The sequence below is a fragment of the Stutzerimonas sp. VN223-3 genome, assembly GCF_045999685.1.
Lineage (GTDB): Bacteria > Pseudomonadota > Gammaproteobacteria > Pseudomonadales > Pseudomonadaceae > Stutzerimonas > Stutzerimonas stutzeri_AR.
In genome coordinates this window covers 1,339,405-1,363,985 of the sequence record NZ_RBEC01000001.1, presented here as the reverse complement: position 1 = coordinate 1,363,985, position 24,581 = coordinate 1,339,405, and the positions used below count along the sequence as shown (strand labels likewise).

Sequence of the window (24,581 nt, the reverse complement as noted above, 5' to 3'; positions counted from 1 at the left end):
TTCCCAGCGCAGATACTCACTCGACCTTGTCGGTTTCAGCCTCTTCATGCGCCTGGCGCAGACGCTCGCGACTGTTGGTCAGATGCAGGCGCATAGCCGCCCGGGCAGACTCAGCATCCTGGCGGGCGATGGCGTCATAAATTTGCTCGTGTTCGCGACCGAGGCGCTGCTGATAATGCGGCTGGTCGTCGTGTGCCAAACGCGCCGAGTTGAGCCGACTGCGAGGAATGATCGCCGTGCCCAGGTGATTCATGATGTCGGTGAAATAGCGATTGCCGGTCGCCTCGGCGATCTGCAGATGGAACTGGAAGTCCGATACGGCGGCCTCGCTGGAAAGCGCTGTGCTCTGCTGCAGCGAATCCAGAAAGGCTCGCATCGCCGCTAGCTGCTCTGCGGAGCGACGCATCGCTGCTAGCCCGGCCGACTCGACTTCAAGGCTGATGCGCAATTCAAGTATCGACAACACGTCGCGCAGCGTACCGATGGTCGCCGGGTCGATGCGAAGGCCCGTAGTACTAGGTGTGTCGAGCACGAACGTGCCAATACCGTGGCGCGTTTCGACCAATCCGGACGCCTGCAGTCGTGAAATTGCTTCGCGCACAACCGTCCTGCTCACGCCTTGCGCCTGCATGATTGCCGACTCGGTCGGCAGCTTGTCGCCGCGCTTGATAACGCCGTCGCGTATCTGCTGAGACAGCTCTGTCACCAGCTCCTGGGCAAGGCTGCGATGCTTTCGGCGGACACGAGGCTGGACGCTCTGGTTTTCCATGGGCAGATCGATCTCTATGAAGCGAAGTAACCCGTATCATAGCCCAGCGGTTGTACGATAACTATCCGCAGCCTCATCGTTTGGCTGTCCGGCGACCTTGTGTCCGAAATCCGCACGGCTTCCAGATGCTTCCTATACTGATGAAGCCATCTAATCGGGAGACTAGTATCATGCGCCGCACATTGCTATTTCTCGCAACTGTTGCCGTCAGCACGCCACTTTGGGCAATGCATTGCCCGCAAGACATGGCCAGGATCGACGAACAGCTGCAAGCCAACCCACCAAGCGATCCGGCAATCCTGACCAGAGTGAAAGAGCTCCGCGCAGAAGGCGAGAAACTGCACAAGGCCGGCGATCACGAACAGTCTCTTGAAGTATTGGGTCAGGCACAGGAACTGCTCGACGCCGAGCAATAGACTTATCGTTCCTCCAGTTACCGAGTAATTGCCGTGTTGGTGGCCGTTACTCGGTGGGCTGGCAATCAAGTGTCTTCGCTAGAGCCACCTTATTTCGAGCAACGGACGCGCAGTTCCTTGCGGTCGAAATCTTCTTCGCTGCTAACGGTTTCGTAACCCTCAGGACAGACTTCACGCGCCTGGGTCTCGCAAACAGGCTGTCCGGTATCCTTCGTACATGCAAACACGTATTCATCGATTCCGTCTGCAGGCGGCACCGTTTCTATGCCGCTGCAACTGGTTAGAAGTCCCGTTAGTCCGGCGATAGCGCCACATTGTACGAATAGCAGTCTGACTCGACGCATAAACGAGGCCCCCTTGCAGCCTTGATTCTCGCAACGCTGACACGAGCTAACGGCAACTTGATGTCCAACTACGCAGGACAAGTGCAACTGCCGGTACGATAGTTGAGTACTGAGTTGGTACGTGTCGGGTTTGGGTGCGCCTGGCTCTAGCGCGGGTTCGGTGCGTCGTCCATTTCGGCATTGTCGACGTCCATATCCGGCGTCTCACGCTCGATTGGATTGTCGTTCCCATTAACCCGCGGTACCCCAAGGCCATCTCCCGGTAATTCATCGACGCCCGGTTGATCATCTGGATTCACGTCAGTGCGCCCTGGGCTTAACGGCGGTGCAGAGCCGGGAATCAGAATTCCATCGTCATCGCTGACCTCAGCGCTGCTGCGAGTTTCGCCCAACGGTTGCCGATCTTCGCTCTGGATGCTCATCGTCCACCTCCGTTCAGTTGCCTTGTACCGATAAGAGGATTGAGGAGCCACTGCGTTCAGGTAGATGGGCTGCCATTGGTCATGTGGCAACCAACGCGTTCAATTATCGTAAATACGAAAAAAACCGACGCTGAGGTCGGTTTTAAGGTACAGCAAACAATAGCCAAAATACGTCCATGGTGCCCGGAGCGGGAATCGAACCCGCATACCCTTTCGGATGAGGGATTTTAAGTCCCTTGCGTCTACCAGTTTCGCCATCCGGGCAAGGACGGAAATGCGCGATGCTCGATCGCGGCGCAGGACTATAACCAGCCGCCCGCCGAGGTGCAACCCGAACGGCCGCCACGTATGACCGAAAGCCGAATCGCAGGCATAAAAAAACCGCAAGCTTGCGCCTGCGGTTTCTTCATACTGGAGGCCGATGTCGGAATCGAACCGGCGTACACGGATTTGCAATCCGCTGCATAACCACTCTGCCAACCGGCCTCAAAACGAAGACGCCGCATACCGCGGCGCCATCGTCAACAAATTGGAGCGGGAAACGAGACTCGAACTCGCGACCCCGACCTTGGCAAGGTCGTGCTCTACCAACTGAGCTATTCCCGCGTCGTCTTGATGACGGGCGCCATTTTATAACTTCAGCACGCCCCGTCAAGCCTTTGATTAAAAAAGTCTTATTTCTTTTCCGTAGGGCTGAGATGGGGCCAGGCAGCCATCAGGTAATTGACCATCGACCACAATGTCAGCGCCGCGGCGATGATCAGCAATGCATAGCCGAGCCCTACCCAGAAAGTTGCTAGGGGTGGGTTGGCCAGCAAGATGACAAGCGCCACCATTTGTGCAGCCGTCTTCCACTTGCCCAGGTTGGATACCGCTACCTGCGCCCGTGCACCCAGTTCCGCCATCCACTCGCGCAGGGCCGACACCACTATTTCCCGCCCAATAATGATGGTAGCCGGCAAGGTCAGCCAAAGGTTCGAATGTTCTTCAACCAGCAGCACCAACGCCACCGCCACCATCAGTTTGTCCGCGACCGGATCGAGGAAGGCGCCGAAAGGCGTGCTTTGCTGAAGCTTGCGAGCGAGGTAGCCATCCAGCCAATCGGTGATCGCGGCGATGGCAAACACCGCACTGGCTGCCAAATAGCTCCATTGAAAGGGAAGATAAAACAACAGGACGATGATCGGTATCAGCAGTACGCGCAGCACGGTGAGAATGTTTGGAATGTTCATCGATACCACTGATCCGCGGATTTAGGAGGTGATTCTACTCACTGTGCAGAGCGGCATAAATCGCCTCGGCAAGCTTTTTACTGATCCCGGGAGCCTTGGCGATTTCCTCAAGGCTGGCGCGGCACAGTTCCTGAAGACCACCAAAATGCTTGAGCAGTTCGCGACGACGCTTCGGTCCGATGCCGGGCACGCCCTCCAGTGTCGAGGTGGTCCGAGCTTTCCCGCGCCGAGCACGGTGGCCCGTGATAGCGAAACGGTGCGCTTCGTCGCGCACCTGTTGGATCAAGTGCAACGCTGGCGAATCCCCCGGCAAGGTGAACTCATGCGCCGCATCGTTTAGGTAAAGCGTTTCCAGACCCGGCTTGCGCGTCACGCCCTTGGCGACGCCAAGCAGGATCAGCTCGGGCACGGCAAGCTCCTGTAGCACCTCACGGGCCATGTTGAGCTGCCCTTTTCCGCCATCCACCAGCAAGATGTCCGGTAGCTTGCCCTCCCCTTCGGCAGCCCTTTTGAACCGTCGAGAAAGTGCCTGATGCATTGCTGCATAGTCATCACCGGCGGTGACGCCTTCGATGTTGTAACGGCGATAATCGGACTTCAGCGGTCCTTCCGGACCGAATACCACACAGGAAGCGACTGTGGCTTCGCCGCTGGAATGGCTGATATCGAAACATTCCAGCCGTGTCGGTGGCTCGTCCAGGTCCAGCGCCTCGGCCAAGGCTTGGAAGCGCGCGGCCAGGTGCTGACGATTTGCCAGGCGTGCCCCAAGCGCCTGTTCGGCATTGGTCAGCGCCAGCTGCTGCCAGCGCGCACGAGTGCCACGTACGCGATGGGTTATGGTCAGTTCCACGTTGCGCAGCTCGACAATCGCACTGATCAGCGTCTCAAAGTCTTCATGGACGGTATTGACGATCAGCTCGGACGGCAGATCGCGCTCCATGGAGCCGAGGTAGTACTGTTCGAGAAACGCCTGCAGTACCTCGCTGACGCTTTCCTCAATGGCCACTTGCGGGAAGAAATTCTTGCTGCCCAGCACCCGTCCACCGCGCACGCTGATCAGATGCACGCAGGCGCCGCCTGGGCTCACCACGGCCGCGACAATATCGACGTTGCCACTGCCGCCTTCCATGCTCTGCTGATCCTGGACCCGGCGAAGGATTCCAATCTGGTCGCGAATTTCCGCGGCGCGCTCAAAATCAAGCGCCATCGCAGCTTTTTCCATATTTTTCGACAGTTCCTCGGCCAAGGCATTGCTGCGCCCCTCAAGAAACATCACCGAGTGCCGAACGTCTTCAGCGTACTCCTCTGGGTCTACCAGTTTTACGCAGGGCGCCTTGCAGCGCTTGATTTGATATTGCAGGCAAGGCCGGGTGCGATTGCGGTAATAGCTGTCTTCGCACTGGCGGACGAAGAAAGCCTTTTGCAACAGGCTAAGGCTTTCACGAATCGCCCCAGCGCTCGGATACGGACCAAAGTAGCGACCGGATTCTTTCTTTGCGCCGCGATGAATGCTCAATCGCGGAAAGTCCCCGCCGGAGAGAAAGACGTAGGGGTACGACTTGTCGTCGCGCAGCAGGATGTTGTAGGGCGGGCGCCACTGTTTAATCAGCGTCTGCTCGAGCAGCAGCGCTTCAGTTTCGTTCGCTGTGATGGTCGTTTCGACTTGGGCAATCTTTGCGACCAGCGCGGCGGTTTTAGGCGCCTGTCCGGTTTTGCGGAAATAACTCGCCAGGCGCTTCTTGAGATTCTTCGCCTTGCCGACGTAAAGCAGCTTGGCGTCAGCATCGAACATCCGGTAGACGCCGGGACGCCCGCTGCACGATGCCAGGAACGCAGAGGAATCGAAGCCGCTCATCAATTGATGGTATCGACCATGCCGTGACGGACCGCTAGCAACGCCAACTCGACATCGCTCGTGATGTCGAGCTTTTCGTATATGCGGTACCGATAAGTATTGACGGTCTTGGGCGACAGGCAAAGCTTGTCAGAGATGGTTTGAACCTTCTGACAATTGGCAATCATCAAAGCAATCTGGATTTCCCGCTCGGACAAAAGATCGAAAGGCGAACCGTTGACCTTCGGCTGGAACGACTTCAGGGCGAGCTGTTGAGCAATCTGAGGGCTGATGTAGCGCTGGCCTGCGAACACCATGCGAATCGCCTGAATCATTTCCTCGAGCGCCGCGCCCTTGGTCAGGTAACCGGCGGCGCCTGCCTGCAGAAGGCGCGTCGGGAAAGGATCTTCTTCGCAAATGGTTACGGCGATGACCTTAATGTCCGGATGGCTACGCAGGAGTTTACGGGTAGCTTCAAGGCCACCGATTCCGGGCATCTTTACATCCATCAAAACCACGTCCGGCTTGAGTTCACGCGACTTCTTTATCGCGGTCTCGCCGGATTCCGCCTGACCAATCACCTGCAAGCCGTCTATGTCGGCGAGCATGCGGGAAATGCCTGTGCGCACCAGATCGTGGTCGTCAACCACCAGCACTCTAATCAAGCAGACACCTCTTTCAGTGCAAATTCAAAGCTGGCTGGCTGCTCGCTTCACAAGCGGAGAACTCTAACAAAAACTGGCCGGGTTACCCAGACCGCACGTCATTTATGGCTAGGTGACAGCACCCCACGCGCCCGGCTTATGGGCAGTTTGGCTGAACCTGAACGCGCATACGAACGTCTGACTCATCAACCAAATTGAATCCTACTCGCCGGTATCACTTTTGACAGCAAGTCTCATTGCAGCTCTCGTTCTAGCCGCCGTCCACCTGTTTGCGGCGCGCCTGCGTATGCTCAACCGCTTACCCCGCAGCCGCTGGCTTTCTATGGCTGGCGGTGTTTCGGTGGCTTACGTATTTGTCCATCTGCTTCCCGAACTGGCCCGTGGTCAAGAGGTGATAGGCGGTAGCGATATTCAATTGCTCAGCTACCTCGAGCACCATGCTTATCTGCTCGCGTTGCTTGGCCTCGCCATCTTTTATGGCCTGGAGCGCCTCATCAAGCAACGCCCGCGCGAGCTGCGGGAGCACGAAGAACCTCATTCCGGCGTGTTCTGGCTGCACATCACGGCGTTCGCCATATACAACGGGCTGATTGGCTACCTGCTGGTCCACGGCGAAAACAACAATACGACCACTTTGGTGCTCTATTGCATCGCGATGGGCCTGCACTTTTTGGTTAATGACTTCGCGCTTCAGAGCGACCATAAGGACCTATTCGGCCGCCGCGGTCGCTGGCTACTTTCGGTAATGCCCGTGGTTGGCTGGGCCCTCGGTACCACCACCGAAATTTCCGAGCTGGCGGTTTCAGCGGTGACGGCTTTCGTTGGTGGCTCGATCATCTTGAACGTCCTCAAGGAGGAACTACCGGAAGAGCGTAACAGCCGTTTCGGCGCGTTCCTGCTGGGCTCGATCGGCTATTCGATGCTGCTACTCAGTGTCCAAGGCGGATAGCCATTTGTGCCGTGGCAGATTCCATGCTTACGGCAAGGCCCGGTTCTACTCGCCGCGGCTGCGCCGATCTGATATCGAATCCGTATTTCAAGCCGGGTAGCTAAGTTCCCGCAAGAAATCGCTCACCTTTATCAATCCAACCCTCCCTGCGCGCTCGATCTTGCGCTTTACTTCATATGCGGAGGGCAATATATTCGCCAAACCATATGTCTAAGCTTGCCGCCCCGCCATGACCGAGCACCTGACTCCCGCCACAGTTTTCAAATGCCTATCTGACGAGACCCGCGCTCGAATGACGCTGCTGATCGCTCACGAAGGCGAGCTGTGCGTTTGCGAGTTGACTTGTGCGCTCGACGAGATCCAACCGAAAGTATCGCGACATCTCGCTCAACTGCGCAGTTGCGGGTTGCTGGAAGACCGTCGGCAGGGCCAATGGGTTTATTACCGTCTGCACCCTCATCTGCCCGACTGGATTCACCAGATACTGCAGGCCGCTCTCAACGCCAACCAGCAATGGCTCGCACCCAATAGCCGGCGGTTGGAAAACATGCGCAACCGCCCTGAACGCAACGCCCGCTGCGATTGACCAACAAGGAGAGTTCCGCCATGTCCGATGACCAAGCCATCCCGCTCGACCTGCCCAACATCGATGAGCAGTTGCTTGTACGGCCCGACATCGAGCGGTTGAGTGGCCCTGGCGACGCGACCCATGCGCCGCGCATTCTGTTGCTCTACGGCTCCAATCGCGAACGTTCGTTCAGCCGCTTGATGACTGAAGAAGCCGAGCGGCTTCTGCAACAGCTCGGCGCCGAGACCCGGGTATTCAACCCGTCGGGCCTTCCGCTTCCAGACGACCAGCCAGACAGCCACCCGAAAGTGCAGGAGCTCCGTGAGCTGATGCAATGGTCAGAAGGTCAGGTCTGGTGCTCGCCAGAACGTCACGGGTCCATGAGCGCGGTATTCAAAGCGCAAATCGACTGGGTGCCGCTGGCCATGGGCGCAATCCGCCCGACTCAGGGCAAGACCCTAGCGGTCATGCAGGTCTGCGGCGGCTCGCAGTCGTTCAACGTGGTCAACCAGCTGCGAGTACTGGGTCGCTGGATGCGCATGTTCACCATCCCCAACCAGTCTTCGGTGCCCAAGGCCTTTCTCGAATTCGACGAGGCCGGGCGCATGAAGCCCTCGGCATTCTATGACCGTTTGGTGGACGTCATGGAAGAGCTGATGAAGTTCACGCTGCTGCTGCGTGATCGTCAGGATTACCTCGTCGATCGTTATTCCGAGCGCAAGGAATCCGCGGAATTGCTATCCCGACGGGTCAACCAGCACTCCATTTGATCAGCCCAAAGACGCGCGGCGTGGCGCCTCCCTACCGCGCAACGCTGAAGACAGCCCAACTCGATTGAAGGCCGACCACTCCATGCTCAAGACTTTCACCTTGTTCGCACTGACCGCCGTCGCGGAAATCGTCGGCTGTTACCTGCCCTATCTCTGGCTGCGACAGGGCAAGAGCGCCTGGCTACTGCTGCCGGCCGCGTTGTCGCTGGCGCTGTTTGCCTGGTTGCTTTCGCTGCACCCGACCGCCGCTGGACGCGTCTATGCCGCGTACGGCGGCGTTTATATCGGCACGGCAATCCTCTGGCTGTGGTTGGTGGACAAAATCCGACCGACCGGCTGGGACCTGCTTGGATCCGCAATAGCCCTACTGGGCATGGCGATCATCATGTTCGCACCACGCAGTAGCTGACCTGTCCTTCATTCTTTACGGAAATAATGGCATGACCATCAAAGTTGGCATTAACGGCTTCGGCCGCATCGGACGTCTGGCTCTGCGCGCGGCCTGGGATTGGCCGGAGCTGGAGTTCGTACAAATCAACGACCCGGCAGGCGACGCGGCGACCCATGCACACCTGCTCAACTTCGATTCGGTCCATGGCCGCTGGCAGCACGAGGCCGGTCATGACGACGAACAGTTCGTCATCAATGGCAAGCGCATCAAGATCACCGCCAACAAGGCCATTGCCGATACCGACTGGTCCGGCTGCGATCTGGTGATCGAAGCCAGCGGCAAGATGAAGACCGTTGCAGTGCTGCAGGGCTATCTGGAACAACGTGTGAAACGCGTGGTAGTCAGCGCGCCGGTCAAGGAAGCTGGCGCGCTGAATGTGGTGATGGGCGTAAACGATCAGCTGTTCGATCCGGCGCAGCACCGCATCGTCACCGCTGCCTCCTGCACAACCAACTGCCTGGCGCCGGTGGTCAAGGTGATCCATGAGCATCTGGGCATCCGCCACGGCTCAATCACCACCATTCACGACCTCACCAACACCCAGAGCATTCTCGATCAGCCGCACAAGGATTTGCGCCGAGCACGGGCGTCGGGCATGAGCCTGATACCGACCAACACCGGCTCGGCCACCGCTATCGCAGAAATCTTTCCAGAGCTGCGAGGCAAGCTCAACGGCCATGCCGTACGTGTGCCGCTGGCGAACGCTTCGCTGACGGACTGCGTATTCGAGGTGGAGCGCGCCACTAGCGTCGACGAAGTCAATCAACTGCTGAAAAGCGCCGCCACGCACGGTCCGTTGAAAAACATTCTGGGTTACGAGGAAAGGCCATTGGTATCCATCGACTACCGCACCGATCCGCGCTCATCGATCATCGACGCCCTCTCGACCATGGTCGTCAACGGCACCCAGGTGAAGCTATACGCCTGGTATGACAACGAATGGGGATATGCCAATCGCACCGTGGAGCTGGCAAGAAAGGTTGGCCTGGCCTGATTTGGTCGAACTCCGTGGCGGGTTCTGAAGATGTTCTGCGGCCAGTATGTCGTGCGTCGCACAACCTCGCGATACCCACCACCATTCACATCCAGGGCCCACCATGCCGCCGCTTTCCCCCGCCATCCGTCAGTATCTGATCGTCACTGGCAATTACTGGGCTTTTACCCTTACTGATGGCGCGTTGCGCATGCTCGTGGTGCTGCATTTCCACACGCTGGGCTATACGCCGCTGCAGATCGCCGCGCTATTTCTCTTTTACGAGATTTTTGGCGTCGTCACCAATCTGGTTGGTGGATATCTGGGCGCCCGGCTGGGCCTGAACCGCACCATGAACATTGGACTGGCGCTGCAAGTGGTGGCGCTGCTGATGCTGACGGTGCCCGCTACGTGGCTGACGATTCCCTGGGTGATGGGCGCACAGGCGCTGTCCGGCATCGCCAAGGACTTGAACAAGATGAGCGCCAAGAGCTCAATCAAGCTGCTGGTGCCGGGTGATCAGCAAGGCACGCTGTACAAATGGGTGGCGATTCTTACCGGCTCGAAGAACGCGCTCAAGGGTGTTGGCTTTTTCATCGGTGGCGCCCTGCTCGCCGTGACCGGCTTCCGCGGCTCACTGCTGGCGATGGCCGGCGCGCTCGCCGTTATCTGGGTTGCCAGCCTGTTCTTGCTAAAGAAAGATCTGGGCAAAGCCAAGGCAAAGCCGAAATTCCGCGACCTGCTTTCCAAGAGTCGAGCGATTAATGTGCTCTCCGCCGCGCGGCTGTTCCTGTTCGGTGCCCGTGATGTCTGGTTCGTGGTGGCGCTGCCGGTGTATCTCTCCGCAGTTTTTGGCTGGGATTTCTGGCAAGTCGGCGGCTTTCTCGCCGCCTGGGTAATAGGCTACGGGACCGTACAATCAGTGGCCCCGTCGTTGACCGGCAAGACGCGCGGCCATGTTCCGGATGGGCGCGCCGCGTTCATTTGGGCGCTGCTCCTCGCCGGCCTCCCCGCACTGATCGCGCTTGGCCTGTATACCGGGCATTCGCAGCAGCTAGTGCTGATCGGCGGGCTGACGCTGTTTGGCGCTCTGTTCGCCGTCAACTCTTCGCTGCACAGCTACCTGATCGTTTCCTACGCGAAGGAGGACGGGGTGTCGCTGGATGTGGGCTTCTACTACATGTCCAACGCGCTGGGCCGGCTGGTTGGTACGTTGCTGTCGGGCTGGGTTTATCAGGCGCATGGCCTTGAAGCTTGCCTATGGATTTCCAGCGCCTTCGTGCTGTTGGCAGCCTTGATATCGCTTGGCCTGCCCCGGCACGTCGGGGCACACCTTTGAACTGCATGGAATTGTTGCAGCACCAATAAAGTCTGCAAACGCTTCAGCGAAGCAGACGCTGATAGAAACGGCATTCCCGTTCCAGCGCATCGGCCAGGTTGGCCGCCTGCCGGAAGCCGTGGCGCTCTTGCGGATAGAGACAATATTCGACCGCCACGCCACGTTCGCGCAGAGCTGCGACCATGGACTCGGTCTGCTCAGGTAGCACGACCGCGTCTTGCCCGCCTTGAAAAAAGATCACCGGCACCCGAATCAGCCCCGCATTGAGTAGCGGCGTTCGCTGTCGATAGCGCTCGGCGTCGACCGCCGGATCGCCTATCAACCAATCCAGATAATCGGCCTCGAACTTGTGTGTAACCCGGCGCAACGCTAATGGATCACTCACGCCGTAGAGGCTGGCACCGCCGCTGAAATCAGCATTAGCAGCAAGTGCGCAGAGCGCGCTGTAACCGCCCGCGCTCGATCCTCGGATAAAGGTTCGCGCTGGGTCGATCTGGCCGTTTGTTGCAAGCGCCTGCACTGCCGCGCAGGCATCTTCCACATCAACCACGCCCCATTCGCCACGCAACCGTTGCCGATAGGCCCGCCCGAAGCCGCTGCTGCCTCGATAGTTGATATCGGCAACGGCGAAACCGCGTTGGGTCCAGTATTGAATACGTGGATCGAAAACCGGATAGCTAGCAGACGTAGGCCCGCCATGCATGAACACCACCAATGGTGGCTTTTCCTGCGGGAGGCTTTGGCACTGCGCATTGCTCGGCGGGTAGAAAAAAGCGTGCGCCACCTCGCCGTGCCCGGTAGAGAAGCTGAACGGCTGTGGGCGCGACAACTGGTCGGCTGCCAAAGGCTGTTCACCTCCGGCAAGAATTTCGACGACGCCAGTGACCCTATCGAGCGCCAGCACGGCAGACGTCTTATCAGAAGACCCGGCAATGCAATAGAACTGCCGCTCATCGACAGCAAGTTGGCGACAGCGACTGAACGCCATTGCAAGCTGACGCTCGTTGCCTTGGCTGTCTTGCTCGAACAACAGTCCGTAGCCATCCACCATGCGCGTCATCAGCAAGGCGCCATCCGCTAGGGGCAGATAGCTCACCGTGCCCAGCTGCCAAGGCGCCGGAGCATGATCACAACGTGCTTGGGCGAACCCAGCCGTGTCCGTTACCGGAACAAGGCTGTCACCTTGCATTCTCCAGGGTTGCCACCAGCCTTCGCGGTCACTCAGGCAATACAAGGCGCCATCCGCAGCGAAGCGCGGCTGTTGCAGCGATTCATTTCCCGCTGCGCCGGCCAGACACCGCGGTGCTCCCCAGCAATCACTTTCGGTGCGTTCGGCGGTCCAGAGACGCGTAGCGGTCCATGGCTGTTCGGGGCGTTGCCATTCGATCCAGGCCAGGCGTTGCCCGGTCGTATCCAAGGTCGGTGACGAGTAGAAATCGCTTCCCTCGGCCAATACGCTGCGGCTGCCGTCCATCAGCGAAACACTGACCAGACGATGTTCTGAGCGAGCTTCTTCAGCGGTTTCTTCCACGGCGAGAACGGCCCGGTGGCGCGTGTCGAACTGCAGATCACCGTACCGGCAAGCGTCATTAGCAGTAAGCGCAATGGGCGGCGCCGCTGCGTCCGTAGATAGGTCCTGCAGGTAGATCTGCTGATCCTGCTCGTTGACGAAGGCAATCCCATCATCGGTCAGGCAGAAGGCACCACCGCCGTACTCATATACGCGACTGCGAAGCGAGAATCCGGACGGCGTCAAACAGCGCAAGACGTCGGCGCGCCAGTACCACAACGTCGAACGCGCATCAGCCGGATCGTATTGAATCCAGAACAGACCATCATGACCGGCGCGAAGCTCGGCGAAATCACAACTGGCAGAAGCGGCGTCGGCTGCCATCCAGTCGCTGGGCCAGAAGCCATAGGGGATTGCGGTCTTGGTCATCCAATCGACTCCGGTCCATCAGGTTTGAGCCGACCTTACACCCTGAGGATCAGCTTCGAGGCCTTCTCGTTGCGGAAGGTCAGTTCATCCAGCCCGCGCGGCGCCTGCTCGGCCTCGGTGCGCGCCGCAAGAATCTTGCCGTGATGCGCGGACTTGCTACACACCGGATCGGCATTGGCCGCATCGCCAGTGAGCATGAAAGCCTGGCAGCGGCAGCCGCCGAAGTCCTTTTCCTTCTCGTCGCAGGATTGGCAAGGCTCGGGCATCCAATCGAAACCGCGAAACTTGTTGAAGCCAAAAGAATGCTTCCAGATCTGCTCGATGCTCTGCTCACGCACGTTAGGGAAGCTGATCGGCAACTGCCGCGCGCTGTGGCAAGGCAGCGCCGTGCCGTCGGGCGTGATGTCGAGAAACAGATTGCCCCAGCCGTTCATGCAGCCCTTGGGACGCTCTTCGTAATAATCGGGCGTGACGAAGATCAGCTTGCAGGGATGGTTCTCGGCGGCGAGTTTGTCGCGCCACTGGTTGGTGATGCGCTCGGCACGCACCAGCTGTTCCTTGCTTGGCAGCAGCCCGGCGCGGTTGAGCTCCGCCCAGCCATAAAACTGGCAGGTGGCAAGCTCCACGAAGTCGGCTTCCAATTCCAGACACAGCTGAATGATGCGTTCGATATTGTCGATGTTGTGCCGGTGAGTGACGAAGTTCAGCACCATCGGATAACCATGGGCTTTCACCGCCCGGGCCATGGCAAGCTTCTGCGCGAAGGCCTTCTTCGAGCCGGCGAGCAGGTTGTTTACCTCTTCATCGGCGGCCTGGAAGCTGATCTGGATATGATCAAGACCGGCATCCGCGAACGAGGCGATTTTCGCCTCCGTCAGGCCGATACCCGACGTGATCAGATTGGTGTAATAGCCCAGATCCCGCGCCGCCTTGATCAGCTCAGCCAGATCCTGCCGGACTAGCGGCTCGCCGCCGGAAAAGCCCAACTGCGCCGCACCCATCTCGCGCGCCTGGCGAAATACGTCGATCCATTGCGCAGTGCTCAGTTCATCGTGACTGCGAGCGAAGTCCAGCGGATTGGAACAGTAGGGGCATTGCAGTGGACAACGATAGGTCAGCTCCGCCAGCAACCAAAGCGGCGGACCGGGTTCGAAGCCGGGCTTAGCGAAGCTCGATCCAGAACCGTTCAACGGCCACCTCCAGAAACGCGACGATATCTTCCTCGATCCCTTCTGCATCCGGGAAGCGTGCCTGCAGATCGGCGACGATGGTGCCGACGGTGCGAGCGCCATCCACTTCACTCAGTACGGCCGAAGCGCTCTCGTTGAGCTTGATCATGCCTTCCGGATAGAGCAGTACATGGCAGTTTTGCGCCGGTTCCCACTGAAAGCGAAAGCCGCGGCGGAAGGCAGGGATATGGGTCAGTTGGATGTTGCTCATGGTCCTTTTGTCTCGCCGATTATCAGGTTGGGGCGGTGGGCTGAAGCGGAGCGCCGCCCGGCCCACCCTACGAACCGCAACCCTCCGCGGTCCAGGCGTTCTTCCAACAGGTCAGAACGTGATCCCTTTATGCCAAACACGCTGGCGGGTCACCGTGTGGTAGGGCGGGCGGTCCAGCTCGTAGGCCATGCTCATGGCGTCCAGCATGCTCCACAAAACATCGAGTTTAAATTGAAGAATGTTCAGCATGCGCTCCTGGCTTTCACGGGTCGTGTAATGCTCGAGTGTGATGCGCAGGCCGTGCTCCACATCACGGCGCGCTTCTTTCAGGCGCTTGCGGAAATAGTCGTAGCCGGACACATCGATCCAACTGTAATGCTGCGGCCATGCCTCCAGTCGCGACTGGTGAATGGTCGGCGCAAACAGCTCGGTCAGCGAGCTGCTGGCCGCCTCCTGCCAAACGGCACGGCGGGCGAAATTGACGTAGGCATCGACCGCGAAGCGCACGCCGGGCAGAACCAGTTCCTGTGAAAGCACCTGCTCGCGATCCAGCCCCACCGCCTCGGCCAGTCGCAGCCAGGCCTCGATACCGCCCTCCTCGCCCGGCGCACCGTCATGATCGATGATGCGCTGGACCCATTCGCGCCGTGCTTCACGGTCCGGGCAGTTGGCCATAATCGCTGCATCCTTCAGCGGAATGCTGACCTGATAGTAGAAACGATTCGCCACCCAACCCTGGATCTGCTCGCGCGTGGCACGCCCCTCGTACATGGCCCGATGGAAAGGATGATGGATGTGGTAATAGTCGCCCTTGGCGCGCAGCGCCTGCTCGAACTCGGCGGGAGACATGGCTGGCAGGGTCATAACGGCTTCCTTGGGTTACATATCGGGCGCGGTTCATTGGCGTGCTTCGAAGTGGCTGGCCACCGATGATTTCGAAACACGAGGTGCACGGCGCCGCTAAAGTTCGATGCTCATGCCATCGAATGCCACTTCGATGCCGTGCTCGCCGAGAATTCCGCGCTCGGTCGAGTCTTCATCGAGGATGGGGTTTGTATTGTTGATGTGGATCAGGATTTTGCGAGCCGCAGGTAGGCCGTCCAGCACCTCGATCATGCCGCCAGGTCCGCTCTGCGAAAGATGGCCCATCTCTGAACCAAGCTTGGTCCCGACTTCCCGCACACGCATTTCGTCATCACGCCAGAGCGTGCCGTCGACCAACAGGCAGTCGGCGCCGCGCATGAGTTCAAGGAGCTCCGGACTGACCTTGCCCAGGCCCGGCGCATAGAACAGTTTGCCGCCGGTTTTTTGATCCTCGATCAACAAACCAATGTTATCGCCCGGATGCGGATCGTTGCGGTGCGGCGAATACGGGGGTGCCGAGCTACGCAACGGGATCGGCGTGATGTTCAGGTTCGGACAAGCCGGGATCGTGAAACTGCCTTCCAGCGCAATCGGGTTCCAGCGCAGGCCACCATTCCAGTGCTTGAGCATGTTGAACAGTGGGAAGCCGGTAGTGAGATCTTGGTGAACCATCTCAGTGCACCAAACCTCATGCGGGCAACCTTCACGCAGGGTCAGCAGCCCGGTGGTGTGGTCGATCTGGCTGTCGAGCAAAATGATGGCGCCAATCGCGGTATCGCGCGGTCCGCGAGCTGGCTGCAACTTCGGAAAGGACTCCAGCTGGGCACGGATATCCGGCGACGCGTTGCACAGAATCCAATCCTCGCCGTTGTCACTGATGGCGATGGACGACTGAGTGCGTGGTTGAGCGCGCAGCGTGCCGGCACGTAGCCCGGCGCAGTTGGCGCAATTACAGTTCCACTGAGGGAAGCCGCCGCCAGCAGCCGAACCGAGAATCTGGATGAACATGGGCAGCTCCGTAAAAAAACGAAACCCCGACCGGGGCCGGGGCAGATCAATCAGCGATTGGCAAAGTACATGGTGACTTCGAAACCAATGCGCAGGTCGGTAAAAGCGGGTTTAGTCCACATGGATAAATTCCTCTCTCTATATGGCGACGGAAATATTCCGACGTCCCATTAAGCACCCTGATCCGCCAAAAGCGGAATGGTACTTTGGAAGGAGACAGCGTCCTGCGTTAGTAGTGCCTTGTCCGTAAAGCGTTGCAGCCCGCATAACAGAGCCTTGCGACCATCTGTCAGGGTTGCCGGGTAGCCGAACGGCCATGGGTGCCACGCCAGCCCAGCTCGTTGGTGAGCGTCGCCATCGGCGAGAACATGTCGTAATTGAATTCTGTCAACGCCACGCCTTCTTGAATACGGATCGGCCAATCGTGGTTGGCAAGCGCTGCCTTGCCGATCACCAACAGATCTGCCTCGCCGTTATCCAGCAACGCTCGAGCCTGCGCCTCGGTACCGATGCCGCCGTTGACCATGACCGGAATGGTCACGCTGCTCTTCGCGATGGCAGCCAGGCTCGGCCCCTCCTCGAAAGCAGGTGCGCTGGCGTCGTATTCAGTGACGTGGAGGTAATCCAGGCCGGCCGACGCCAGCGTAGCGAGCCGATAACGCGCCGCATCGATGCCACCGTCCCACTTCAGTCGGCTGTCAGTGACCATTCCTTGCGACATCCGCATGCCGACGACGAAATTAGTTCCGACGGCTTCTCGCACGACGCGAATGACTTCCAGCGGCAAGGCCAGTCGGGCTTTGAAATCGCCACCCCAACGATCGGTGCGTTTGTTGAATTCGGCAGTGATGAATTCGTGCAACAGATAGCCATTGGCGGCGTGCAGTTCGACGCCGTCGAACCCGGCATCACTCGCGTGTCGCGCGGCCTGTACGAACCCGGCAATGGCTTCCTGGATTTCGGTCTCGGTCATTTCCGCCGGTGTGGCATAAGGCCCCTCTCCGCCATAAAAACTCAGCTGCCGACCGTCGGGCTGCACAGCGGAAGGTCCGACATGGCGCGCATGTTGGATGTTGCCCTGAGTCTGTGCACCGCCGTGCATGAGCTGCGCGATGATCGCGGCGCCCTCTTCGTGTACGGCGCTGACAATGGGCACCCAGCTGTCGCGCTGGCCTTCTGTCGCCAGCCCCGGCTGGTTGAAATAGCCCTGGCTGTATGCCGTATCGGTGTAGGTACCTTCGGTGATCAGCAGCCCGAAGCCACCCTTTGCGAACGCCTGGTAGTAGTCGCGCATCAGCTCGTTGGCGCAGCCGTCCGGCTCGGCGCTGACACGGGTCATCGGGGCCAGCACAGCGCGGTTGCGCAAGCGCAGCTGATTCAATTGAACGGGTTCGAACAATACGGGCATCAGTGATTCCTCGTCAGGCCAGGTTGTGCTGAATCTGAGGACCTTACACACAGCGGAGTTCGAAACGCACGATAGTTGGTCGTTAGGGCGGCATAAAAAAGGCGCCGATCACCGGCGCCTTGGCTGTGCTGACGAGCGCTTCAGACGAGGCGGAATCGACCGACCTGCGACTGCAATTCACTGCCCAACCGCGCAAGGTCGGCGCTGGCCGCGGAGGTCTGCTCAGTGGCAGCAGCTGATTGATCGGCCACGTCGCGGATGTTCGAAACGCTGCGATTGATTTCCTCCGCGACGGCGCTCTGCTGTTCCGAAGCGGTCGCAATCTGCTGGTTCATCTGCTGAATGCTCGATACCGCGGCATTGATCGCACTGAGCGCTTCTCCAGCCAATTGGGCCGCCTCGACCGTTTGGTCTGCCAGACCGCAGCTCTTGCCCATGACTTCAACCGCGCTTTCGGCGCCACTCTGCAGCGCCCCGATCAGCTGCTCGATTTCCAATGTGGACTCCTGGGTGCGGCGCGCCAGCGCGCGTACTTCTTCAGCCACGACTGCGAAGCCTCGGCCCGCCTCGCCTGCACGGGCCGCCTCGATTGCGGCGTTGAGTGCGAGCAGGTTGGTCTGGTCGGCGATGCTTTTGATTACATCCAGCACGCTACCGATGCCGCTGCTGTCGTTTTTCAACCGCTCGATAGACTCGGCCGACTCCTCGATGGAACGGGCCAGTTCTTCGATGCGCTCAATGGTCTGCCGAACCACCGAGTGCCCCTGTTGTGCCTGGACGTCAGCCGAGGCTGCCGAATGCGCTGCCGCCTCGGCATTGCGCGCAACGTCCTGGACGGTAGCTGTCATTTCGTTCATTGCCGTAGCCACCTGATCGGTCTCGAGCTTTTGCTGCCCGACGCCAACATTGGTCTGTTCGGTCACCGCAGACATTTCTTCCGCAGCAGTGGCAAGCTGGGCAATGCCGTTGGAAAACCGGGTCATCAGCGCGCGCAGGTTCTCGGTCATTTGCTGCATGGCCTGCATCAACTGACCCAGCTCGTCACGGCGATCAACCGTAAGATCCTCCGACAGATCTCCGTCAGCCACGCGGCGGGCAAGGGAAACCACGCGCTGCAGCGGGCCGACGATCATCTGAGTGATCAGCACGGCACACAGCAAGCTCATGACGAGCGCCACCACCGTTGCGCCAATCAAGACCATGCGCACCTGGCGCTGCTCGACACGCAACTCATCTAGCTGACTGGTATAGGCGCTTTGCGCAACACTGACCATTTGACGCGCACGCTCGGTCAGCTCCACCTCACTGGCGACGCGAATCGAATGCGCCTTGCGGTAGTTGAGAAATTCCTGTCGGTACTGAGCCAGCCTTGGCAACGCCTGCTCCAGCGCACGCCGGCTGTCACCCTCAGGCAAGCTGTCGCGCAGTGCAACACCCGCCGCGGCAGACGCCTCCAGTTGAGCCAGCAAGGTATCGGCTTTGCCCTCGTCGCCACCGATAACGAAGTTTTTCTCCAGCCTGCGAGCGTCCAGCAACTGCTTGGCCAGACGGGTCGCCTGATCGTAACGATCCAGAGTCTGAATGCTCTCGGCGTCGCCCGTCTGCTGAATCTGCTCCTCGGCACGCCTGCGCAGTTCGGATTCCGTCGTGGCGAAACCCTTGAGCGCGTCGCGCGCAGCCTGCTCCATGTTGTCTTCGGCAATCTGGCTCTGCTGCATCGCCTGGCTGAATTCACCTAGCTCGGTCTGGTAGCCCTTTCCGTCCTGTTTGAGCTGGTCCATTTGTGCAATTTTTTCGGGGTTCCGTGAGTCGGCCCGGGTATCAGCAGCGATTCGCAGGGTCGTATCGATTGCCTGTCGGGCTTCGTCCAGGAAGGTCGTTTCTCGGCGTAACAGGTAGTTTTTCTCGTTCTGCCGAGCTTCGGCCACCAACCCCTTGATTTCAGCCACCTGGCTTAGTTTGGCGAACCGTTCCAGAACCGTATCCAAGGCTTGGTAACTGATCCAGGCGATCACCAATGTGATCATCAAGACCAGACCGAACCCCAACAGCAATTTGCGCCTGACGCTGATGTCGAGCAAAAGACTTCGGAACCTGTTCATGCGCCACCTCAAAAGTTGTACAACAAAAATATCAACCGGCGCACCTTGTACAATTTGCGTCGAAAGTCGTCAATGATCAGGCGTCAAGCAATTACCGCTACAGCGGAAGCAGAGCAGGTATTACGGCGCAATGTGCAATGCATGCCATGCGTTGAGCCGATACAGTAGGCAGCTATCGGCTAAGGCTTCATTGAAGCTGTAAAACCTATTTCAGTGCAGGCGTTTGAAATGAAAGAAACGTGGTCCCCGTTTCCCTGGGTGTGTTTCGCCATGTGCGTCGGCGTGATGGGCACGGCCCTGATATCGCCGTTGTATCCGCTCTACCAGCAAGCCTGGCAGCTTCGTACCAGTGACATTTCGATGATCTACGTCGTTTATATGCTTGGGGCGCTGTTCGGGTTGCTGTTCATGGGGCGCCTGTCGGATACGCTGGGTTTTCGTCCCGTGATGATGGCGGGGTTGCTGCTCGGCTGGGGCGGCACGCTGCTGACGATGATCGCTTGGAGCCTGCCGAGCCTGAACATCGGTCGCTTTGCTGTGGGTCTGTCTTCCAGCCTGATCGTCACCAGCGCCTCGGTGGGGTTGGTGCACATCTCCCGCGACGGGGCTTCACAGCGCATTGCGATGATCACCAGCTTTCTGCTCGCCTTCGGTTTCGGCCTTGGGCCCATCACTGGCGGCATCACCGGCCAGTGGCTGCCCTATCCGCTGATCACCACTTATATACCGTCGCTGGTACTGGGTGTGCTGGCCGTTTATGCCCTGATGCGAGCCGAGGTAAAGCCCCACGCCGGCAAAGTACCGCTGGGCTGGCGCGCGTTCGTTCCGCGTCTGGCCTGGGCCGCCCGCCACGATTCGCTGGCGTTCGCCCTTACCTGTGCCTGCCCGTTCTTCGCGTTTGGCGTCTTTGGGATCTACGCCTCGATGGCCCCGTTGTTCCTCGACAAAATGGTGCCCTGGCACGGACCGATCGTGAGCGGCACGGCGATCGGCGTCATCTTGATGGCTTCGGCGATGGTGCAGCTGCTGTCCGCAAAAATGAGTGCGCGCTGGTGCGGCTTTTTCGGCCTACTGGCGGTTGTCCTGAGCAACGCCATGTTGGTTTTCAACTTCAAGGTTGGCTCGTCAGTCATCTTCATGATCGGCGTCTGCGCGGCGGCGGCGAGTCATGGCATGTGCCTGTTGGCGGGCATCAGCATGGTCAATCGCATCGCCGGCCCAACAGAACGCTCGGGGCTGATCTCGACTTATCTGGTATGCGGTTATGTCGGCAGCATTCTTCCTCTGATCGCCGTCGGTTGGATCGCTGACCATTACGGATTGCCCACCGCAATAACGATACTGGGCCTATGCGTGATCGCCGTCGCCTCGCCGGTGGCCGTGTGGTTCTTCTTGCATCCCAGGATGCGAGAGGCTTGAAAGGAAGCGGACGTTCTATGGATGGATGAGGCCGAAGCTTCATACATCCTATTCAGCAGCCTTCGCACCCGCATACGCCACTTGCGCGGCCTCGCTCCGATGGGCCCCGTGGACTCCAACCGCACCAATGCATCGGTCGTCCACGTAGAGGGGTATGGCTTCTGTGGACGCTTGCGGATGTTGGGAGTGAGTCGTCAGTAGCGCATCGTCCATCAGGCCGCATTGCTCGACAGCCGTCGCTTGTTGAGCCTTTTTGATCGCGCATCGAGCACTGTCTGGCGGGCTGCCGTCCAGTTTGACAAGCCCGAGCGGTTCTCCCGTGGAATCGACGATAGCAATCGATACCGCCCAGCCATTACGTTCAGCCTCAGCGCGCGCCGCGCTCAACACGGCTTCCGTCCCATGCGCACCGAGCTGGTAACGATCTTCCACGGGAGGAGGCCCAGCGTAAATGGCGGCTTCTACGTCCCACAGTCCTGACAGGAATCCGCGTCCCATAAGCCCTCCGATACGATCTAACTTTTATTTTTGTTATTCACCAGGCAGTGCTTGGTAACGTCCTCGATCCGCGTCAGGCCTAGCAGCGCCATATCACGTTGCAACTCGGCACCTAACAGCTCGATCGCATGCGATACGCCCGCTTCGCCCGCATACGCCGCGGCGTAATTGAACGGCCGACCAATGAACACCATGCGCGCGCCGAGCGCCAGTGCCTTCAATACATCCGTACCGCGACGAAAACCGCTATCGACCATCACTGGCAGATCGTTGACCGCCTCGACAACACCGGGCAACGCTTCCAGCGCTGACAGAGTGCCGTCGAGTTGACGCCCGCCGTGGTTGGACACAATGAGTGCATCGGCTCCACAGTCACGGGCCTTGCGGGCATCGTCCGGATGGAGAATCCCTTTGACCACCAGCTTGCCCGGCCAAAGCTTCCGGACCAGTTCAAGATAGCTCCAGTTGAGATGAGTGCGGCCAGAAAAATCACGCTTCACGTTGCGCGAGATCACTGCGATGCCGCGGGTGGCGTAGTTGTTTTCGAAGTGCGGCATGCCGTGGTTCAGCAGCGTGCGCAGAAAGGTTCCGAACAGCCAGCGAGGCCGCATCAACCCGTCAAAGGCGAGACGCAAATTGGGGCGCAGCGGCGAATAAAAGCCCGAACGGGTGTTGTTGTCGCTGTTCGGCGGTACGGGGTAATCGACGGTGATCACCAGCTTGTCGAAGCCGGCTGTGCGGACCCGTTCGATCAGCGCCTCGATACCGGCGTGATCACCGGGCAGGTAGGCCTGAAACCAGTCGGTCTGGCCGTTATTGAGCACGTCTTCCATGCGGATCAACGAGCTGCCGCTGAGAATCATCGGAATGCCGGCCTTGGCCGCCGCCTGCGCCTGGACCAGGTCGCCGCGATAGGCCGACAGCGCACTGATGCCCATCGGCGCGATGCCGATCGGCAAGGCGTAGCGCTGGCCGAACAGTTCGGTTTCCAGCGAAATGTTCGAGACGTCTACCAGCGCCCGCGGCAGGAATGAATAGGCCTCGAAGGCGCTGCGATTGGCGCGAGCGGTGTGCCCGTCCTCGGCCACGTTGGCGATATAGCCATAGATCGGCCGGGGCAGATGGCGCTTCGCAGCGCGATCGAGATCGTGCAGGTTCAGAATCGACGCCAAGCGTCGCGAGTGGCTACTTGGCATCTACAGACTGTCCTGCGGTGGTTGTATAAATCCGCTCGGGCGGGCCTGCGGATTGACCAGATCCCGTGGGCGTTCGCCCTGTAAGGCCTGACAGATATTCTCCACCGCGCAGCTGGCCATGGCTTCACGGGTCTCGTGCGTAGCCGAGCCGATGTGCGGCAAGGTCACCACGTTATCCATGCGCAGCAGCGGTGAATCCTGCAGCGGTTCACGCTCGAAGACGTCCAGCCCCGCCCCGGCGATCAGGCCATCGTTCAGCGCGCGAATCAGACCGGCCTCATCGACTACTCGTCCTCGGGCAATGTTGATCAGAAAGGCCGAACGCTTCATTGCCCTGCACTGCTCGTAGCCAATCAAGTGTTCGGTCTGCTCGGTCAGCGGCACGGTCAGGCAGACGAAGTCCGACTCGGCTAACAACTGCTCGAAGGTACGGTGCTCCAGCCCCCACTCCGCCTCAAGCTCGGGCTTGGACGAGGCATTGCTGTAAAGCACGCGCATGTTGAACCCCAGTGCACGGCGGGCAATGGCTCGACCGATGCGTCCGAGCCCGACCATGCCGAGGGTTTTGCCGTGCACATCGTGACCGAACTGAGGCTCGCCTACATGCTGCGTCCAGCGGCCTTCGCGGACCATGTTGGCCAGCTCGACCAGGCGCCGACTGCTGGCCATGATGAGCATAAAGCCGGTGTCGGCAGTGGTTTCGGTGAGCACGTCCGGAGTATTTGTAAGCAGGATGCCACGACGGCTCAGCTCGTCCACCGGGAGGTTGTCGTAACCCACCGAAATGGTGGCTATGGCTTCCAGTCCTGGCGCTTCGTCCAACATCGCAGAGGTAACCTGCAATTTTCCGCCAATCAGCCCATGCGCCTGGCGCAGCGCGACGGCTACTGCCTCTGGCTGCCGCTCCGGCTCCTCGAAGTACGTAACTTCGAAGTGTTCGCGCAGGCGTTGCAGATGCGACGCCTTCAACCGGCGCAGGGCAACGACTCGTTTCATCTCCCTCTCCATCTCCACACTCCCCTATCAGTCGGGCGCGAGGCCGGGCATATCGAAACCCGCCTCGTCGAGCAGGACAAAAAGTTCACCGCGCTGCTGCTCGTTGAGTTCCAGCAATGGCGGTCGCACCCGAGACCAATGCTCGATGTCGCTGTAGCGGGCGGTAGCGGCCTTGAGAGCCGGGATCATCGGGAAGCGCTCGAACAGCTTTCGCGTACCCGTCAACGCGGCTTGCTGGTCGTCGGCATCCGCCGCGTGCCAGGTCTTTGCAAGCGTGGCGATCGGCCCTGGATTGACGTTGGCAGTGGCACTGATACACCCGGCGCCGCCGGCACGCAGGGTCTGTAGCAGAAAATGCTCGCTCCCGGCGTAGACCTGGAAACCGTCGGCGCTGAAGCTGTCGATCATCGCCAATGTGTTGGCCAAATCACCGGAACTGTCCTTCACCCCTACTATGTTGTTCGGATAGGCCTTGAGCAGGCGCTCTATCAATGCCAGCGAGAGCGGCACCTGGGAGACCGGCGGGATGTGATAGAGGTAGATGCGCAGACGGTCATCGCCGACTCGCTCGATCACCTCACTGAAATAGCGGAACAGGCCCTCATCAGACACGCCCTTGTAGTAGAACGGCGGCAGCATCAGCACGCCCTCCACGCCTTTGGATACTGCGTGACGGGTCTGCGCCACGGTATCGGGCAGCGCGCAAGCACCCGTGCCGGGCATCAACCGCTCGGCCGGAATACCGGCTTCGATCAGAAAATCGAGTAACCGAATCTTCTCTTCGACCGAGAGCGAGTTGGCCTCCGAGTTAGTGCCGAACACCGCCAGCCCGACGTCGTTGGCGAGCAGCCAGCGGCACTGAGCAACTAAGCGTTCCCGGTCAGGCGCGAGCTCCGCGGTGAAGGGTGTGATTACTGGGGACCAGACTCGACCCATGGTTTGGCTCATGGTTTTTCCTTTCTGTACTGATAATCCAGCA

Annotated in this window: 25 protein-coding genes and 3 tRNA genes; 8 read left to right on the top strand and 20 right to left on the bottom strand. The window is 59.5% G+C overall.

From position 1 onward, the window contains the following. Nucleotides 1-16: 16 nt before the first annotated feature. Complete coding sequence (locus D7241_RS06215) at nucleotides 17-769, bottom strand: FadR/GntR family transcriptional regulator (RefSeq protein WP_408100759.1); 753 nt, start codon at nucleotides 767-769, stop codon at nucleotides 17-19. A gap of 170 nt (nucleotides 770-939) precedes the next feature. On the opposite strand from D7241_RS06215, the gene D7241_RS06210 reads away from it, so the two are divergent. After that, nucleotides 940-1,185: a hypothetical protein gene (locus D7241_RS06210; protein WP_408100758.1), complete on the top strand. Its 246-nt coding sequence runs from the start codon at nucleotides 940-942 to the stop codon at nucleotides 1,183-1,185. 490 nt (nucleotides 1,186-1,675) lie between these two features. Here the strand turns inward: D7241_RS06210 and D7241_RS06205 are convergent, their stop codons facing one another. The 7 genes from D7241_RS06205 to uvrY form a co-directional block, all read right to left on the bottom strand. Then, nucleotides 1,676-1,951 (bottom strand): hypothetical protein, encoded by a 276-nt coding sequence (locus D7241_RS06205; RefSeq protein WP_408100757.1) that lies wholly within the window; start codon nucleotides 1,949-1,951, stop codon nucleotides 1,676-1,678. A gap of 177 nt (nucleotides 1,952-2,128) precedes the next feature. Then, a tRNA-Leu gene (locus tag D7241_RS06200) sits at nucleotides 2,129-2,215 on the bottom strand. 148 nt (nucleotides 2,216-2,363) lie between these two features. Continuing rightward, nucleotides 2,364-2,437: transfer RNA gene (locus D7241_RS06195), tRNA-Cys, on the bottom strand. A 44-nt stretch (nucleotides 2,438-2,481) separates the two neighbouring features. Beyond that, nucleotides 2,482-2,557: transfer RNA gene (locus D7241_RS06190), tRNA-Gly, on the bottom strand. 68 nt (nucleotides 2,558-2,625) lie between these two features. Beyond that, complete coding sequence (gene pgsA, locus D7241_RS06185; protein WP_408100756.1) at nucleotides 2,626-3,183, bottom strand: CDP-diacylglycerol--glycerol-3-phosphate 3-phosphatidyltransferase; 558 nt, start codon at nucleotides 3,181-3,183, stop codon at nucleotides 2,626-2,628. Nucleotides 3,184-3,217: 34 nt separating this feature from the next. Further along, a complete protein-coding gene (uvrC, locus tag D7241_RS06180) occupies nucleotides 3,218-5,038 on the bottom strand; it encodes an excinuclease ABC subunit UvrC (RefSeq protein ID WP_408100755.1) in 1,821 nt (606 codons plus the stop codon). Continuing rightward, nucleotides 5,038-5,682, bottom strand: a complete 645-nt coding sequence (gene uvrY / locus D7241_RS06175) for a UvrY/SirA/GacA family response regulator transcription factor (protein WP_408100754.1) — start codon at nucleotides 5,680-5,682, stop codon at nucleotides 5,038-5,040. The genes uvrC and uvrY overlap by 1 nt, the downstream gene beginning before the upstream one ends. Nucleotides 5,683-5,968: 286 nt before the next feature. Between uvrY and D7241_RS06170 the strand changes: the two genes are divergently transcribed. The 6 genes from D7241_RS06170 (at nucleotide 5,969) to arsJ (ending at nucleotide 10,732) form a co-directional block, all read left to right on the top strand. Beyond that, nucleotides 5,969-6,631 carry a hypothetical protein gene (locus D7241_RS06170; protein WP_408100753.1) on the top strand — a complete coding sequence of 221 codons (663 nt, stop codon included), beginning with the start codon at nucleotides 5,969-5,971 and terminating at the stop codon, nucleotides 6,629-6,631. 229 nt (nucleotides 6,632-6,860) lie between these two features. Next, nucleotides 6,861-7,217, top strand: coding sequence for a metalloregulator ArsR/SmtB family transcription factor (locus tag D7241_RS06165; RefSeq protein ID WP_408100752.1), 357 nt, complete (start codon nucleotides 6,861-6,863; stop codon nucleotides 7,215-7,217). A 20-nt stretch (nucleotides 7,218-7,237) separates the two neighbouring features. After that, entirely contained in the window at nucleotides 7,238-7,969 is a 732-nt protein-coding gene (arsH, locus tag D7241_RS06160) for an arsenical resistance protein ArsH (protein ID WP_408100751.1), read from the top strand. Nucleotides 7,970-8,051: 82 nt separating this feature from the next. Beyond that, nucleotides 8,052-8,378 (top strand): YnfA family protein, encoded by a 327-nt coding sequence (locus D7241_RS06155; RefSeq protein ID WP_255975861.1) that lies wholly within the window; start codon nucleotides 8,052-8,054, stop codon nucleotides 8,376-8,378. A gap of 31 nt (nucleotides 8,379-8,409) precedes the next feature. Beyond that, nucleotides 8,410-9,414 (top strand): ArsJ-associated glyceraldehyde-3-phosphate dehydrogenase, encoded by a 1,005-nt coding sequence (locus D7241_RS06150; RefSeq protein ID WP_408100750.1) that lies wholly within the window; start codon nucleotides 8,410-8,412, stop codon nucleotides 9,412-9,414. 103 nt (nucleotides 9,415-9,517) lie between these two features. Next, nucleotides 9,518-10,732, top strand: a complete 1,215-nt coding sequence (gene arsJ, locus D7241_RS06145) for an organoarsenical effux MFS transporter ArsJ (protein ID WP_408100749.1) — start codon at nucleotides 9,518-9,520, stop codon at nucleotides 10,730-10,732. Between the two features lie 43 nt (nucleotides 10,733-10,775). On the opposite strand, the gene D7241_RS06140 is transcribed toward arsJ, so the two are convergent. The 8 genes from D7241_RS06140 to D7241_RS06105 all read right to left on the bottom strand — a co-directional run bounded on the left by D7241_RS06140 (nucleotide 10,776) and on the right by D7241_RS06105 (nucleotide 19,493). Continuing rightward, nucleotides 10,776-12,671, bottom strand: a complete 1,896-nt coding sequence (locus D7241_RS06140; protein WP_408100748.1) for an alpha/beta hydrolase family protein — start codon at nucleotides 12,669-12,671, stop codon at nucleotides 10,776-10,778. A 35-nt stretch (nucleotides 12,672-12,706) separates the two neighbouring features. Next, nucleotides 12,707-13,861, bottom strand: coding sequence for a pyrroloquinoline quinone biosynthesis protein PqqE (gene pqqE / locus D7241_RS06135; protein WP_408100747.1), 1,155 nt, complete (start codon nucleotides 13,859-13,861; stop codon nucleotides 12,707-12,709). Then, on the bottom strand, nucleotides 13,833-14,111 hold the full coding sequence (gene pqqD, locus D7241_RS06130; RefSeq protein ID WP_255975851.1) for a pyrroloquinoline quinone biosynthesis peptide chaperone PqqD: 279 nt from the start codon (nucleotides 14,109-14,111) through the stop codon (nucleotides 13,833-13,835). Before pqqD ends, pqqE begins: the two co-directional genes overlap by 29 nt. A 111-nt stretch (nucleotides 14,112-14,222) precedes the next feature. Continuing rightward, on the bottom strand, nucleotides 14,223-14,975 hold the full coding sequence (pqqC, locus tag D7241_RS06125) for a pyrroloquinoline-quinone synthase PqqC (protein ID WP_255975849.1): 753 nt from the start codon (nucleotides 14,973-14,975) through the stop codon (nucleotides 14,223-14,225). A 96-nt stretch (nucleotides 14,976-15,071) separates the two neighbouring features. Further along, complete coding sequence (gene pqqB, locus D7241_RS06120) at nucleotides 15,072-15,983, bottom strand: pyrroloquinoline quinone biosynthesis protein PqqB (protein ID WP_408100746.1); 912 nt, start codon at nucleotides 15,981-15,983, stop codon at nucleotides 15,072-15,074. A gap of 50 nt (nucleotides 15,984-16,033) precedes the next feature. Further along, nucleotides 16,034-16,105, bottom strand: coding sequence for a pyrroloquinoline quinone precursor peptide PqqA (pqqA, locus tag D7241_RS06115; protein ID WP_003253598.1), 72 nt, complete (start codon nucleotides 16,103-16,105; stop codon nucleotides 16,034-16,036). 167 nt (nucleotides 16,106-16,272) lie between these two features. Continuing rightward, the gene (locus D7241_RS06110) at nucleotides 16,273-17,391 is read right to left on the bottom strand and encodes a HisA/HisF-related TIM barrel protein (protein ID WP_408100745.1); all 1,119 of its coding nucleotides are present in this window, start codon (nucleotides 17,389-17,391) and stop codon (nucleotides 16,273-16,275) included. A gap of 140 nt (nucleotides 17,392-17,531) precedes the next feature. Beyond that, complete coding sequence (locus tag D7241_RS06105) at nucleotides 17,532-19,493, bottom strand: methyl-accepting chemotaxis protein (protein ID WP_408100744.1); 1,962 nt, start codon at nucleotides 19,491-19,493, stop codon at nucleotides 17,532-17,534. A 228-nt stretch (nucleotides 19,494-19,721) separates the two neighbouring features. On the opposite strand from D7241_RS06105, the gene D7241_RS06100 reads away from it, so the two are divergent. Then, the gene (locus D7241_RS06100) at nucleotides 19,722-20,912 is read left to right on the top strand and encodes an MFS transporter (protein ID WP_408100743.1); all 1,191 of its coding nucleotides are present in this window, start codon (nucleotides 19,722-19,724) and stop codon (nucleotides 20,910-20,912) included. Nucleotides 20,913-20,960: 48 nt separating this feature from the next. On the opposite strand, the gene D7241_RS06095 is transcribed toward D7241_RS06100, so the two are convergent. Genes D7241_RS06095 through D7241_RS06080 form a run of 4 tightly spaced genes read right to left on the bottom strand, consistent with a single transcriptional unit; the run spans nucleotide 20,961 to nucleotide 24,550 of the window. Next, nucleotides 20,961-21,410, bottom strand: a complete 450-nt coding sequence (locus tag D7241_RS06095) for a GlcG/HbpS family heme-binding protein (RefSeq protein WP_408100742.1) — start codon at nucleotides 21,408-21,410, stop codon at nucleotides 20,961-20,963. Nucleotides 21,411-21,427: 17 nt separating this feature from the next. After that, nucleotides 21,428-22,606, bottom strand: a complete 1,179-nt coding sequence (locus tag D7241_RS06090) for an alpha-hydroxy-acid oxidizing protein (protein ID WP_408100741.1) — start codon at nucleotides 22,604-22,606, stop codon at nucleotides 21,428-21,430. Continuing rightward, complete coding sequence (locus D7241_RS06085) at nucleotides 22,607-23,602, bottom strand: 2-hydroxyacid dehydrogenase (protein ID WP_408100740.1); 996 nt, start codon at nucleotides 23,600-23,602, stop codon at nucleotides 22,607-22,609. Nucleotides 23,603-23,629: 27 nt separating this feature from the next. Further along, nucleotides 23,630-24,550: a dihydrodipicolinate synthase family protein gene (locus D7241_RS06080; RefSeq protein ID WP_408100739.1), complete on the bottom strand. Its 921-nt coding sequence runs from the start codon at nucleotides 24,548-24,550 to the stop codon at nucleotides 23,630-23,632. Nucleotides 24,551-24,581: the final 31 nt, after the last annotated feature.